At 46.5% G+C, this 14,489-nt stretch carries 10 protein-coding genes; all 10 read left to right on the top strand.

Annotation, left to right across the window (positions count from 1 at the left end; all coding sequences use genetic code 11):
* Nucleotides 1–2,244 (top strand): type VI secretion system ATPase TssH (gene tssH, locus IQR33_RS05520; RefSeq protein ID WP_228013775.1); only part of this gene is annotated, 2,244 nt, incomplete at its 5' end.
* A 144-nt stretch (nucleotides 2,245–2,388) separates the two neighbouring features.
* Nucleotides 2,389–3,543, top strand: a complete 1,155-nt coding sequence (locus IQR33_RS05515) for a D-alanine--D-alanine ligase family protein (RefSeq protein WP_010446932.1) — start codon at nucleotides 2,389–2,391, stop codon at nucleotides 3,541–3,543.
* Nucleotides 3,544–3,552: 9 nt separating this feature from the next.
* Nucleotides 3,553–5,748 (top strand): MFS transporter, encoded by a 2,196-nt coding sequence (locus IQR33_RS05510; protein ID WP_140184287.1) that lies wholly within the window; start codon nucleotides 3,553–3,555, stop codon nucleotides 5,746–5,748.
* The gene (locus tag IQR33_RS05505) at nucleotides 5,745–6,878 is read left to right on the top strand and encodes an ABC transporter substrate binding protein (RefSeq protein WP_140184286.1); all 1,134 of its coding nucleotides are present in this window, start codon (nucleotides 5,745–5,747) and stop codon (nucleotides 6,876–6,878) included. The genes IQR33_RS05510 and IQR33_RS05505 overlap by 4 nt, the downstream gene beginning before the upstream one ends.
* 2 nt (nucleotides 6,879–6,880) lie before the next feature.
* Complete coding sequence (locus IQR33_RS05500; protein WP_029843217.1) at nucleotides 6,881–7,576, top strand: transporter substrate-binding domain-containing protein; 696 nt, start codon at nucleotides 6,881–6,883, stop codon at nucleotides 7,574–7,576.
* Between the two features lie 33 nt (nucleotides 7,577–7,609).
* Nucleotides 7,610–8,557, top strand: a complete 948-nt coding sequence (locus IQR33_RS05495) for a type VI secretion system-associated FHA domain protein (RefSeq protein ID WP_140184285.1) — start codon at nucleotides 7,610–7,612, stop codon at nucleotides 8,555–8,557.
* A complete protein-coding gene (gene tssJ / locus IQR33_RS05490) occupies nucleotides 8,557–9,024 on the top strand; it encodes a type VI secretion system lipoprotein TssJ (RefSeq protein ID WP_140184284.1) in 468 nt (155 codons plus the stop codon). The genes IQR33_RS05495 and tssJ overlap by 1 nt, the downstream gene beginning before the upstream one ends.
* Nucleotides 9,025–9,026: 2 nt before the next feature.
* On the top strand, nucleotides 9,027–10,343 hold the full coding sequence (tssK, locus tag IQR33_RS05485) for a type VI secretion system baseplate subunit TssK (protein ID WP_140184283.1): 1,317 nt from the start codon (nucleotides 9,027–9,029) through the stop codon (nucleotides 10,341–10,343).
* A gap of 7 nt (nucleotides 10,344–10,350) precedes the next feature.
* The gene (gene icmH, locus IQR33_RS05480) at nucleotides 10,351–11,493 is read left to right on the top strand and encodes a type IVB secretion system protein IcmH/DotU (RefSeq protein ID WP_086714914.1); all 1,143 of its coding nucleotides are present in this window, start codon (nucleotides 10,351–10,353) and stop codon (nucleotides 11,491–11,493) included.
* A gap of 1 nt (nucleotide 11,494) precedes the next feature.
* Nucleotides 11,495–14,489 (top strand): type VI secretion system membrane subunit TssM (gene tssM / locus IQR33_RS05475; protein ID WP_228013774.1); only part of this gene is annotated, 2,995 nt, incomplete at its 3' end.

The following is a 14,489-nucleotide window of genomic DNA, read 5'->3' as shown; positions in this document are numbered from 1 at the left end:
CAGCGTCTGGACCAAAGTGCTTACAACGGCGTGTTGAGCTCGTGGGTGTCAGTATTGTCTTCTGAATGGTTACGCAGTCAGTCGATGGTGATCAGCGGACCCAGTGAAGTCTCATCGTCTACCGAGAGCATGGTCCCAACCGGTGGTGACTCAGCGACGCCAGCTTTGGACAAGTTCTCGCAAAACCTGACAGAGGCAGCGCGTAATGGCGAGTTGGATCCTATTACAGGGCGCGGAGATGAAATTCGCAAGTCCATTGATATTTTGTGCCGCCGCCGTCAAAACAGCCCGATCCTCGTTGGTGACCCAGGTGTAGGTAAAACGGCCATTGTTGAAGGTCTTGCCCAAGAAATCGTGAATGGCAATGTCCCACCTGCGCTTGCGAACGTTGAGCTGCGCAGCCTTGATTTGTCCCTTTTGCAAGCAGGTGCGAGCATCAAAGGTGAGTTTGAAAACCGCCTTAAAGATGTGATCAATGAGATCAAGCAGTCAACGACGCCGATCATCATGTTTATCGATGAAGCACATACGCTGATTGGGGCGGGTGGCACAGCGGGCCAGAATGATGCTGCGAATATTCTGAAACCAGCGCTCGCGCGTGGCGAGTTTCGTTCACTGGCGGCGACCACATGGGCGGAATACAAACAGTACTTTGAATCGGATGCCGCGTTGACTCGTCGCTTTCAAGTTGTTGCGGTTAATGAACCTAATGAAGAAGACGCTATTCACATGCTTCGCGGCGTGAAGCGCAGCCTTGAAAAGCACCATGGCGTTAAAGTCATGCAAGAAGCCATTGATGCCGCAGTCGCTCTCTCTATTCGTTACCTTCCTGAGCGTAAGTTACCTGATAAAGCAATTAGTCTGTTGGATACGTCATGTTCACGCATTGGATTGAGCCAAAGTGCGGCACCTCGACAGTTGGAAGCCATTGCAGAAAAAATCCGCTACACCAACAACGAGATCGAAACGTTACATCATGAGTCGGCATTGTGGTCGATTGAAAGCGTACGCTTGGAAGAAGCAAAACAGCTATTGGCGGCTTTAGAACAAGAGCATCAGTCACTTGAACGCTCTTGGAACTCAGAGCGCCTCTTGGTGGAAGAGATCATTGAGTTGCAGTCTGGCTTAGACGCTGAGCTAAAAGAAAATGGCTCGGTGACATCGCATGAAGCGAAAAGCATGTTAGCAGACAAAATGGCAGCCCTGCGTGAGATCCAAGGTGAGCAGCCATTAGTCCTGCCACAGGTAACAGAGCAAACCATCGCTGAAGTGGTGGCGCTATGGACGGGTATTCCAGTGGGCAACATGCTTAGCCAAGAAGTTGAGAAGTTGATGCACCTAGAGACTCGTATCGGTGAGCGAGTGATTGGTCAGACAACGCCGATAGCAGAGCTTTCACAAGCAATTCGCTTGTCGCGTGCAGGTTTAACCGACCCACGCAAACCTGTTGGGGTATTCCTGATGTGTGGTCCAAGTGGTGTGGGTAAAACCGAAACTGCATTGGCGCTTACCGACTTGCTATACGGTGGCGAGCGAAATATCACCACCATCAACATGACGGAATTTAAAGAAGAGCACAAAGTGTCGATGCTTTTAGGCTCTCCTGCGGGTTATGTTGGCTACGGTAAAGGCGGTGTCTTAACAGAAGCGGTACGTAAGAACCCATATTCTGTACTGCTGCTGGATGAAATGGAAAAAGCCCACCCTGGTGTGCACGACATCTTCTATCAAATCTTTGATAAAGGCTCGATCTCGGACAGTGAAGGTCGACACATCGATTTTCGTAATACGATCATCATCATGACATCAAACGCGGCCGACAGTGCTGTTGTTAATGCGTGTGAAAATGGTCGACCGGATGTTCCGACGCTGACTCAGTCTATTTTCCCTGAGCTGCAAAAACACTTTAAACCCGCATTTCTTGGCCGTGCGACCATCGTGCCTTATTTCCCTTTGAACGATGAAGAAATGGCGCAAATCGCAACCTTGTCTCTGAACCGCATTCGCAAGCGTGTTCAATCCCACTACAAAGCAAGTTTCGAATTTCACCCTGATGTGATTGATCTGCTGGTCAATATGAATGATTCGCCAGAAACAGGCGCCCGTGCCGTTGAGCAACTGATCAATCGTCAACTTATGCCGGATTTAGCGAATCAGTGCATTGTCCGCATGAGCGAGAACAAGCCAGTAGAAGCGGTCACTGTTCACGTTGAAGAAGGCAAATTTAAGATTCAGATTCAATAGCATTAAGAGGCGATAGACCTCAAAAAAAAACAATGGGTTGTATATAAACCCAACTAAAACAATAACGTAATTTTATTAACGCTTTTTGTTGCAGGCCGTGTTTAACGCGCCCTTTTAGCAGCACAACATTATGAGTACTAACAGATGATGCATTCAGTCTTTTCTACGCAACAATTGGAATGGATTCGCAAGAACTTAAAAATCGCAGTGATTCACGGTGGGGATAAAGAGCAGGACGGCAGCTTTATCTTTGAAAACTTGAGCCCTCGCTCAACTAAAACGTATGCACCTGTTGCACACGATATTGCTAATGCACTGCGTGAATCTAATTTCCAGTTCGTTGAGGTGTTAGCTGAAGACATCAACTTAGCGCAGTGCCTGAAAGATAAAGGTATTGACTTGGTGATCACGAACAGTGGTGGTTTACAAGGTTTTGACTCCATGTGTCATTTGCCTTCTACATTGGAAATGCTGGGCGTGCCTTATGTAGGACACTCGCCAATGACAGCAGGGATCTTGGATAACAAGCACCTGTTTAAGCATGAAATTAAAGCCGCGGGACTGCCGACTGCACCATTTATCACCATTGGTATTGATGAGCATTTTGAAGATGTAGCAAAGCAAGATGCGATCGATCAAATTGAAGCGCAGTTCAAAGACGGCTTCATTGTTAAGCCAGTGTCTGGCCGTGCTTCAATCCATGTTTATCCTGTTTTTAATCGTAATGATCTCGCGGGTGTTGTAGAGCATGTACGTCAAGCGACGGGGAATACAGTAATGATTGAACCTTTCCTTGGTGGCCGAGAGTTTGTTGTTGCTGTTGCGGGAGAGTACGTCTTTAAAGAAGGCAAACTGACGCAGTCTGAAATGCCGATGGCTTTCTCAATTACTGAACGTGTACTGGATGCTGACGAGCCTATTTTTACTTCCATGGATGTAAAGCCGATCACTCAAGACCGTTTGGTTGCTGTTAATGAAGAGGGGCTACGCAATCAGTTAGCACTGATCGGTCAGAAGATTTATCGCCAGCTTGGCCTTCAAACCTTAGTGAGAGTGGACTTACGCATGGACAAAGAAGGCAACCTGTATGTGCTGGAAACCAATCCAAAACCGGATTTAAAACGTCCGGAGGGAGAGAAGGTAAGTTTGGTTTGCCATGATCTGGCTCGTGAAGGTATGGATTACACAGATCTAGTTCAGTCGTTGGTGTTTAACCGATTATCTTTCCTCAAGCAAAAACGACCAATGTCGGTTGCGCATTGCCTCAATGAGCAATTCGACGCTCTAAGCGTGTGTTAGGAGTGAACTTTGAACTCTTTTAAGCAATATAGCCGCTTGTTGCTCGGAGCATTACTGGTTCTGTTATCACTAATGCTGATCTTTGTTGTTGGGTATGCACAAGCATTGAAAAGCTATCAACAACAGAGCCGTGATGCGATTTTAGCCCAAACCGAAGCCGCCCGAATCGGTATAGAACAAGTTCTCAGTTCCGGTGTGCCGCTTCAGGACTTTGCTGGTCTTGAGAAAGTGCTATCGCCAATCGCGAAAGCGGATTCTTCTGTGGTTGATATCCGAGTGATTTCTGGGCAGCAAGAGCTATATCGCTACACCGATGACAACTTTGTTGGCAGCTTAGTCACCATCCCTTTGAACAATAAATTCGCTCAAGTTGGTGCTTTGGAGATTTGGCTGAGTGATGAAGAAATCGAAAGGAGCATCGATAGGCACTTCCAGCCGATGGTGCTGCTGGTGGTTTTACTGACCGCTGCGTTTATCTTCTTTGTGTTGCGTAGCCAAAACCCCAAGATTTACTTCACTGCATTTGGTGGGGTGTTCTTAGCCATGTCGGCGAGCGTGCTGTTGATGGTCGGTGCATTGTACAAATCCGGCTTGGAGCACAAGGCGGATTCCATGGCGAACATTGTTACTCAACGTTTGGCCCCAGTACTGAATGCAGGGATCAGCTATCGTCAAGTGAGTGGCATCGATGAGATGCTAGACAGTTTTCGTCAGTCAAACCCAGAAGTCTCTTCCATTTCTGTTGCTCAGGGATCTGAGTTGATCGCCAAAAGTAAAGCGCAGAACAGTATGTCAGTCGATGAGATGGCCGAATTTCTGGTCAGCGATGCGAAAGGGAACGAGGTGACGGTCGCTTTTTTCCCTAAAGTACTGTTTGCGCAGTTGGTTCGTACACTAAAGAACTTTGCCATTCTATTTGCTGGCTGTGCGTTCATTTGCTTTGCTTTTATTCGCTTGCTGAGCCACTCAGAGCAACAGCCAAAAAACGATATCGTACTGGCACAGGTTAAGCCGTTGCTTTTGGTTACGGTGCTGATGGAATCGTTAATGGCGCCGGTTTTACCTCAGTACTTAACGCAAATCGCGGTAGAGAATGGCGCGGGTGAAAGTTGGTCGTCTTACTTCTTTACACTTTACTTTGTCGGCTTTGCTGCAACGCTATTGCCTGTTTCGCGTCTAGTTGAAGTGTTTGATATTCGCAAAGTACTTGGCGTGGGTATTCTGTTATCTGCGGCTGGCTGTCTGTTGCTAGCGTACGAGTCCCAGTTAGCGATGGTGCTTATTGCTCGATTCACCTCTGGCGTTGGGCAAGCGACGATCTTTATTGCCGTTCAAGGTTATATTCTGCGTTGCAGTAATCAATCTAACAAGACACAAGCCGCAGGCATCATTGTATTTTGCTTCAATGCTGGATTCATCTCTGGTGCGGCAATCGGTGCCCTGTTGGCTGATACGGTAGGCGTGCAAGGTATTTTCATGTTGTCGGCTTTAGTTGGTGGCCTGATGTATTTGTTCGCGTTGTCGCTGCCGTCTATGATTCCTCAGGGGAATGCTCAAGGTTCACTCAAAGAGAACCTGACGATGATGTTAAAAGATTCCGCTGTTTTGATGCGTGTACCGTCATTCATACGCACCATGTTGCTTGTTGGTATCCCAACCAAAATGATGCTAACTGGTGTTGTATTCTTTGCTGTGCCAATCCTTCTTTCTGATGTAGGCGTTGAGCGCGAGAGTATCGGTCAGGTGCTGATGGCTTATGCATTCTCTGTGCTTTTCATTAGTGGCAAGGTCTCGCCAATGATTGACCGTATTGGCTCTGCAAAATGGGCGCTTTGCTTAGGAAGCATCGTTGGTGCTGTTGCTTTGGCCATTCTTTCTGCTGCCTTCTTACTTGAAGACATAACCTATCTTGTCCTCGTCGCAACGTTCGCAATGCTAGTAATGGGCGTTTCACACGGCTTTATTAATGCCCCTGTTGTGACTCACGTGGTAACCACGACTCAAAGTACGAATGCCAACTCAGTTGCTTCTACTTATCGCTTTTTGGAAAGGCTAGGTCATGTGTTGGGTTCGGTTGTTGTCGGTGCTTTGCTTACTCACCTCGGAACGGACTACGCATTCTTCGCGCTTTCAGCATTCTTTACCTTAGCTGGTTTGTTGATGTGGTTGTTTGACCGTGGTGCACAAGAGGAGGCGAAAGCATGATTCGATTGATTTTACTTTTGGTTCTGGCTGTATTTTCATCGGTGAGTTTGGCTGATTGGCCTGAGTGGTTGGGCGAACACTTACAAGCTGAGAAGGCGGTACAGTGGGAAATCAATGCTAATGACAGCGATGTGTTGTTCGCCCCGCGTGGTGAACATCCGATGGTTTGGGTTTTAGTTTCTAGAAAAGCGGACTCGTATGATGTTGCGTTGTCGACCATCTTAAAAGTGTTTCGCAGAGAAATGCCTAACGTTTCATTTCGCGCTTTCCTTTTACCTAAAAGCCAAGAGGAACTGGTCGCTTGGACGAAAGCTGCCGATATAAAGGCGAATATGATCTACACGGTTGGATCTCATGCGACCGTCTCACTACATAAGGTTTACGCTGGAGGTAAGCTGCCGGTTGTATCGGTAAACGCAAAAGATCCGGTGTTACTGGGCCTGACGGATAACTATCACTCAAGCGGCAACAACTTTGCTTACACCTCCTTGAATTTGCCCGCTGATATTACGCTGAGCTTTTTACGTCGCTTTAAACCAAGTCTGATTCAAATTGGTGTGCTGTACGCCAAGTCGAACACCAGTGCTTATCTCACACAGTTTTTGCCACTTCAAAAAGAGGCTGAGAAGCAAGGATTGACAGTCTTTCCTATCGAAGTTGACGAGAATAATCCTGAGCTTGCTCTTCAACACGTGATGCAAACCACCGTTGAATCGATGAAGGTTAACGATGGCAATTTACGTCAATCCTTGCTTTGGCTAACTGGTAGCTCAAGTCTTCTTAACCGACTTGATGAGGTCAACCTGTATTCAGAGCAGCTTCCTCTGTTAACCGCAGTGCCTGATGCTGTTAATGGCACGCAACAAAGTGCGCTGATGTCTGTTGGCGTAGGGTTTGAGAACAATGCCCACCAAGCGGCACTTTACGGCATTGAAGTACTTAAAAAGGGCGCCGCTCCTGCCTCTCTGCCTGTGGGAGTGCTGTCGCCACCAGACATCTCGATTAGCTTTAAACAAGCAGGCCGTGTTGATACGCAGCTTCCGTTTGTATTGATTGAAATGGCCAGCGATATCTATTCGCAAGATGGCAAGCTAGTGCGTTCTGCTGGTATGAGCATGGAGAGCCATTAACCATGATACGTGTCGTTTTCATTGCCGTTATGTTGACCGTGCTGAGCCAATCTGCTTTGGCCTATCAGCGCCCTGAGCGATTACTACTTGCAACCCAAGAATGGTTTCCTTATCAGTACCAAGAAAACGGGGAAATGAAAGGGCCGGGGATAGAACGAGTGAAGTGTGTCATGAGAGTGATGGACCAGCCGTATCAGCTCACGATGACTAAGTGGGATAGAGCCCAGCTCATGACGGAGGTTGGATCACAACATGGTTTCTTCCTTGCGTCTCGTAACAGCAAGCGTGATGAGTATGCCGATTATTCTGTGCCACTTGATCAACAGAATTGGAGTTGGTTCTCGCTCTCTGATTCAACAGAGTTAGACAACGCAATGTTCAAATCTCAGGTCGAAGTCGCGGCACTATTTGGCTCAAATAAATGGTTTTGGCTACAGAAAAACGGTTACCGCGTGAGTAAAAAGCCAAGGACGCCAAAAGCCCTAATTGAGTTAATGCTGAACGGGGAAGTCGGAGCGGTATTGGGCAATGACGCTGTCATTGACGAGACGATAAAAAAAATGGGTATCAGTTATCGAGCGATTTCTCGAACACGGGTCAAATCGAATCCATTGTGGGTGTATTTCTCCAAAGCATTTACTAAGAAATACCCCAACTTTCTTAATGAGTTTAACGAGGCGGTTTCTCAGTGTCGTTAACTCTAAATATTGAATTTATTGAAGGTCAGTCAAATGCCTCTATCGATTAGAATTATTAGCTCTCCAGATGGTGAAAGCATCGCCCAATGGAATCAAGCATTTCCAGAAGATGGTGGAGATATCGGGCGTGCGTTTGGCGCGACGCTACAACTTAATGACGCAAGTCGTGAGATTTCAAGTACCCATGCGATGATTCGTAAGACCTCGCGTGGATACCAAATCATGGACAACAGCACTAATGGCCTTTACATCAACGGCTCCGATGCGCCTTTGGGCAATGGTAACCAATCGACATTAAGTGATGGTGATGTTCTTGATATTGGCCGCTACCGATTGCTGGTTTCTTGTTTCTTCCCTGAATCAGCGAAAGCGCAAACCCAGCCGCATCACTCTGATAACTCTCGACTAGGTGATGATCCGTTTAGTACTGAATCAACACCTTTTATTCAAAGTATTCCTGAAGTAGATGAAGCGCCAGAGTTCACCATCTCGACGACAGATGTGGTGGGGGATGACCCATTTGCGAATGATGCCTCAGCTAAGCAAGAGCAAGCGACTCACTTTAATCTTGATTTTCAGACGGATGAGGATGACCCGCTGAAAGACAGCGATTTTCGTGCGTCATTTCCAAACCATGAAGTGATGGCATCTCCCTCTTTCGCTCAAGAAGAGTCACCACTTAACCAATCTCAGTTTGCGATCACTGAGTTTAAGAAGCATGAGCAGCGCATACAGGAATGCACGGACAAAGCATTAGAAATGGCATTGGCAAGGTTGTTGTCTGACATTTCTCCGAATGCGATGGAGTCGATGTTTGATGATTTGTCGGGCAACGGCTTTTGGTCTCGTAAACCAAAGTACTGGGATATGTACAAACGCTATTTCAACCGACAAGTGGAGAATCGCGATTGGCAAATTAAGTTTCAAGCGTACTTCAGAGATGCAATGCGTATGCAAAAAAACTTCGAAGGGGATCAGTAATGATACGTCGTTTATGCCTAATGTGTATCGCCCTTATGATGTCAGGGTGCAGTTTATGGAGCGATGAGCTGGTTGAGCCAAAACTGGTCGTTGATATTAAAGCTGCGACCAATATTAACCCTAATGTTGAAGGTAAGCCTTCTCCGGTAGAGCTCCGAATCTATCAATTGACAAATAATAATGCGTTTGAACTCTCTGATTTTATTCAAATTTATAATGATGACCAAGGCGTGTTGAAGGCCGAGTTGGCCGTTTCTCGGCAGTTACCAAGCATTTTGCCGGGTGAAACTCGTCAGGAAATTATCCCACTTGGTAGTGGCGTTAAGTACATCGGTGTGATTGCGGGTTTTGCTGATTACAGAGAGGCGAAGAACAAGGTGATTTATAAGCCGCTAATTGTGAATTCAGCGGTTATCAGTATTGAAATTGATGGCATTAATCTGTCTGTGTCAGGGGAAGAAGAATAATAATGGATAATAATAAAGTCGTGTGGAGTGAGGGGATGTTCCTTTCCCCTCAGCACTTTCAACAGCAAGAGCGCTATGTTGAACATTTTACTCGCGAGTTCGCCGGACAAATTAGCCCTAATGTTTATGGATTGACCTCGCTAGAGCTTGACCGCTCGATGTTGAACATTGGTAAGGTTTCGGTGCGTCGTGCTAAAGGTATTTTCCCTGATGGAACGCCATTTGAAATTGAGCAAGCACTCGTGCTCGATGTGCCGAAAAATACCAGTCATAAGAAAGTGTATCTGGCCCTTCCGGTTTCAAGACCGGGCACTATTGATGTTGGAGAAGATGCGCGTCTTAGACACTCTTCACAAGAACACCCCGTTTACGATACCAGCCGAGAGCACAGTGACCCAGTTCAGTTAGAGCTAGCAACATTGAACATTCAGCTGCGTTTAGAAGGTGACGAGCTAAAAGATTTTGTGTTGATATCCGTTGCTGAAATCAGTGAACACAAATCTGAAGGTGTTGTTGTGTTGAACCAAGCATTCGTTCCCCAATGCTTGCAGTTTGCCGTATCTAGCTACCTAACCGATAACGTTGCTGATCTATTTGCACAAGTACAATACCGTTCCCGAGCGATTCATACTCGTTTACAAGCGGAGTCCAGCAGTAAAAGCTATCAGTCGTTGATGCGTGACTACTTGTGGCTGCAAGTACTGGGTGCTTGGATGCCAAAGCTTGAACAATGGAGCCTAGATGGCTCGTTGCTGACACGTCACCTCTATTTAGAGTGCGTTTCGATGGCGGGGCAGATGCAGGGTTTAGAAGGGAAGATGCCAAAGTCTTTCCCTGCATGGAACCAAGATGCGTTATACAGCATTTTCTCGACCGTGTTTTCTGAGTTATTGGTGTTACTGCGTGAGGTTCAGATAGACAACGTATCAACATTGAACTGGGACAAACAGCTGTTCGTGAGCCGTCGCTTGCTACGCACACTGGTCGATGATCGCAGCCTATACAATCAAGGGCGCTTTGTGTTGGCCGTTTCCTCGTCTATCGGTGCTACTCGACTTAGTGAAGAGTTTCCTCGTGCTGCGAAGCTAGCAGGGAACAGTGATATTGCCGGTTTAGTACGTAATGCACTTTCAGGTGTTACTTTGCGCCATCTTCCTTATGCACCTTCTGAGCTGAAGTCTTTGAATGACGCCGCTTACTTCGAAATCGATACTAAGTCTGAATTGTGGCAAGCGCTGATCAAACGTGATGAGGCGATCGCTCTTCATATTGATGAAAGAATTGATGATATCCACGTTGATTTTCATGTGATCAGGTAGGTAACGGATGGGCGGATTATTTAACGAAGAACCGACGGTTCAAATTCGACGAGTGACATCGACCGAATCACCTCAAAAGCAGCATCAGTTGCCACCCAAAGCGGACACTTCGGGTACTGAGCGATTGATTGAGAATCTTGCCATTTATGGTAGTCCTTTAATGAATGCGGCAACGGAGCTGTTGGGTATTTTAGTGACGATTAAGCGTCAAGGTGCGCCGAGAGACATCAACCGTTTTCGTCAAAAACTTTTGTACGCCATTGATGCGTTTCGTTTGCGTGGTTTGCACTTGGATTACCACCCAAGCGTGATTGAAAAAAGCTGCTTTGTGTTGTGCGCGGCATTTGATGAAGCTGTGCTGTACACCGCTTGGGGAGAGCGTGCCCGTTGGGAAAATCATTCGTTGTTGAGCAAGGTGTTTTCACAGCGCGATGGCGGAGAGGCCTTTTTTGTGTTGCTAGATAAGGCCAGCCAGCAGCCGAATAAACTTGTTGATTTTATTGAGCTTCAGTACGTGCTTTTAGCTTTGGGTTTCAAAGGGCGCTTTCGCCATGAAGACGAGAGCCAATTGCATGATATTACCGCTCGTGCGTACGGCCTCATTCGCCACTATCGCAGTGAAAGTCCTTTTCCGGTACCGAAAACACCAACGTTAATCGAAGGTAAACGCCCGTGGCTAATGATCAGTATGGGCAAAACGTTAGGCTTGGCTTGTTTGGTTCTGGCATCCGGGTATGGCTTTACTGAATATTGGTACAACAGCCGCGTGCAGCCGTTGTTGGCACAGTTTAGCGCGATCGATATGTCAGACGTCAACCTGAAGAAAAACAGCAGTGACTTAGTGTACTTAAGTTCCGATGCGGACTTGGGGCGACAGAGTGAAAGCCTAGAGGAAGAAACGGGAATGAAAGGAAAAGTGGTCACTCAGCAATGGGAGATCATTCTCGCGGTATTTTCTCGGGCGAGCGACGCACTTCGTTTATCGACAGAACTCAAACAAGCAGGCTATGAATCTTTTACTCGTGAAACGGAACATGGTGTTGAGCTTTATCTTCACGCAGGTGACGACTTAAACACCATTCGTAAGTTGAAAAATGAACTCAATGTTCGCTTTGGTTTGAACGCCACGATTAAAAGAGCGCTGAAATAAGATGTTTAAAAAGATATTTTCTATTTTCTTGGTGATTACTGCCATTTTAGGGACGCTCGCATTTTGGATAACGGCATCAGAAGAGCAACCAGTCTGGATAAAGTGGGGAATGCTCGCTGTCACCGTCGTTATTGTCTTCTTTACATGTGTTTGGTGGTGGAAACAGCGCAAGCTTAATCAAACAGAGAAAGAAGAGCATGATCAACACGTACTGCTTAAACAAGACACACGCGTGATCCAGCAGCTGTTTCGTATCGCAACGAAAAAGATACAAGGACAAGCTCGTAACAAGCTAGAAAGTCTTTACAGTCTGCCTTGGTACTTAGTTCTAGGTGGTGAAAAAGACGCGAAAAGTGCCATATTGCTACAGAATGGTTTTGAGCCAGTTAACGAGCGCTACTTGGATGAAAGTGATACGGAACAGTACCTACGCTTTTGGAGCAACGATAACGCAGTCGTTGTGGAAGTCGGCCATCGTATATTTGATAACGACGGTATTGACGAGTCGCTTTGGCAAGTACTGGCGAAGCAACTACTTAAATACCGTCCGAGGCAAGGGTTGAACGGCATTGTGACGGTTATTGGGTGTGATCGCCTAATGACAGGAGACAAAAAAGAACGCACTAGGCTCTCAGGCATCTATCAGGAGGCTGTGTTGTCGATGGGCGCAGAGCTTAGCTTAAACTTGCCTGTTTACGCCGCTTTCTCTAAAGCTGACTCGATTGCAGACTTCATTGGTTTCTTTGAGAGCTTCACTACATGTGACTCAGAAAATCCTTTTGGTATTACCTTTGAGTGCGATGTTTCGCGCCGTTATGACAAACAGCAGTTTGAGGCAGAAAGCCATGCGTTGATTCAATCCATTGCGGGGCAGCAGTTTGAGTTACTGAGAAACGTCGGCAGTGACAAGTCGGGCTCTATAATCGCTTGGCCTTATCAGCTAAGAATTTTCCTAGAGCGCGTCAACGAGTTTTTGAGCGACATTGGTCGCGAGAACCGTGTCCGAGAAGCCGTATGGATCCGCGGTGCTTATTTAATGTCATCCGGGCAAAAAGGCATTGAGCATGATCTACTAACGCAGGTTGTGGCCGAACGTGCTGAGTTCAACACCAATAACCAAGTTGAACAGCAGCCAAATCGTCGTGGTTTCTTTACGCAACGTTTGTTCAATAAGGTCATCTTGCCGGAGAAGAATATCGTCGGTGTCAATGAATGGCGTCATGCGGGTTATCTTGTATTTCGAACCGCTGTTTTAGTATCCGTAGTTGGGCTGATTTCTGTTGCAGGTCTGAAGTTACAGGAAAACTGGAATGTTGATGAAGATTGGCGCACAACGGCTCTATCTCAAATTCGTTTTTATCAAAACGATGTTCAAAAGCTGAGCAATGACAATTCTATGTCGGAGGTTGTAGCGGTATTAAGAGAACTCGGCGATGTGGTTGCTGATGGCGTTCAACCTAAACCGTGGCATGAGAAAGTCAGTATTAAGCAAACGGATACGGCCGAGAGTGTTTACTCTGCTTATGAAAAACAGTTGCACCAGATAATGCTGCCAAAGCTCGAAGAGCTGATCAGCAGCGAGCTGTATGTTTATGTGAACCTTGGTAATCCAAGCCGAATCTTTGAGATTTTGCGTTACTACCAGATGTTGTTTGACCGAGAGCAACTGAATTTTGCGGAACTACAAACTTACTTGCTTGATAACTTGAAAGACCAAGGTGAGCTTTCTCCGGACGAACTTTACTCTTTTTCTCTTTTAATCGAAGACTTGTTTAAAAGTCATTACGACAAGCAGCTACAACCGAACCTAGACCTGATAGCTGTTGCAACGAACAACCTTGAAGGCTTGTCACCAGAGCGACTGATTTATGCGCGTATTAAAGAGATGCCAGAGTACCGTACTCAAGTGGATCTCCGAAGCCAGCTCGGTGAGAAGTTCAATAGCTTGTTTGAGTTTACTAATGATTTCCATGGCTATCTGATCCCAGAAATCTTTACTAAGCAGGGCTATAGCCAAATTGATTTGACGGCAAAGTCGCCTCTGCTTAGAAGCTTGATGAGCGAGTTTAAAGCGATTCAAGGTGATATGTCTGGCGCATCAGTCATTGAGCTTAGAGAACTGAGCAAACAGGTTCAACGTCTGTATTTTGCCGATTACATCTACTACTGGAAAGACTTGGTCAACAACATTCAAATCAAGCAGTTTGGCGATGCTTCAGGACTCAGCTATGCACTAAGGAACACACGTTCTCCGGCTACGAGTCCACTACTTGATGTATTGGATGCAGTTGTGGTGAACACAACATTGGCTGTCGCAGATCAACCAGATACGAAAGGACAAAAGCGTGCAGCCGGTCAACTAGGATTGAAGAAAGCGAAAAAGGTGTTGAACAAAGCCGACAAGGTGAACCGAGCAGTTGGCGATAACCTGTTGAGGCTGCAACCTTCATTCGTCGTAAATGAAGCATTTTTGCCTTTCTCTCGGTTTGTGAATGGGAATGGTAAAGACAAGGATACACCACTGGAGCAGTTGATCGTTCAAGTTGATGAAGTTAACTCGTTTTTCGATGCCGCATTGTCTAGTTCAAACCCCGGAAAATCATTCCATGCTTATGCCATCGCCCATGCGCAAGGTAGTAGCGACCCTATCGTGAACTTCCGTCAAGCTGGCAGCAAGGCTCCAAACATCGTCGCGTCCTGGGCGAAGAGTCTCAGTGAACAAGTTTGGAAGCAAGTGGTGAATGGCAGCGTAGTGTATCTAAATACACAGTGGGATGAGCAAGTTTACCAGTTTTATGTGTCTGCCATTGAAGGGCGATTCCCATTTGATCAACATGGCCGTGGAGAAGTGAGCTTAGATGACTTTTCTCAATTCTTTAAACCAAGTGGCCGTGTGGCTCGCTACATAGAAGAAACCTTGAAGCCGTTTGTTTACTGGGATAACGGCAGGCTCAAGCTAAACGAAGTTGACGGCCTAGCGCTACCAATAAACTCAA

The organism is Vibrio sp. OPT46 (assembly GCF_015163535.1).
Lineage (GTDB): Bacteria > Pseudomonadota > Gammaproteobacteria > Enterobacterales > Vibrionaceae > Vibrio > Vibrio alginolyticus.
This window is presented reverse-complemented; position numbering and strand designations above follow the sequence as displayed.

Coding starts and splice junctions, on each gene's coding strand:
- icmH (WP_086714914.1), top strand. CDS start 10,351: ATGGGCGGATTATTTAACGAAGAACCGACGGTTCAAATTCGACGAGTG.
- tssK (WP_140184283.1), top strand. CDS start 9,027: ATGGATAATAATAAAGTCGTGTGGAGTGAGGGGATGTTCCTTTCCCCT.
- IQR33_RS05515 (WP_010446932.1), top strand. CDS start 2,389: ATGATGCATTCAGTCTTTTCTACGCAACAATTGGAATGGATTCGCAAG.
- IQR33_RS05495 (WP_140184285.1), top strand. CDS start 7,610: ATGCCTCTATCGATTAGAATTATTAGCTCTCCAGATGGTGAAAGCATC.
- IQR33_RS05505 (WP_140184286.1), top strand. CDS start 5,745: ATGATTCGATTGATTTTACTTTTGGTTCTGGCTGTATTTTCATCGGTG.
- IQR33_RS05500 (WP_029843217.1), top strand. CDS start 6,881: ATGATACGTGTCGTTTTCATTGCCGTTATGTTGACCGTGCTGAGCCAA.
- tssJ (WP_140184284.1), top strand. CDS start 8,557: ATGATACGTCGTTTATGCCTAATGTGTATCGCCCTTATGATGTCAGGG.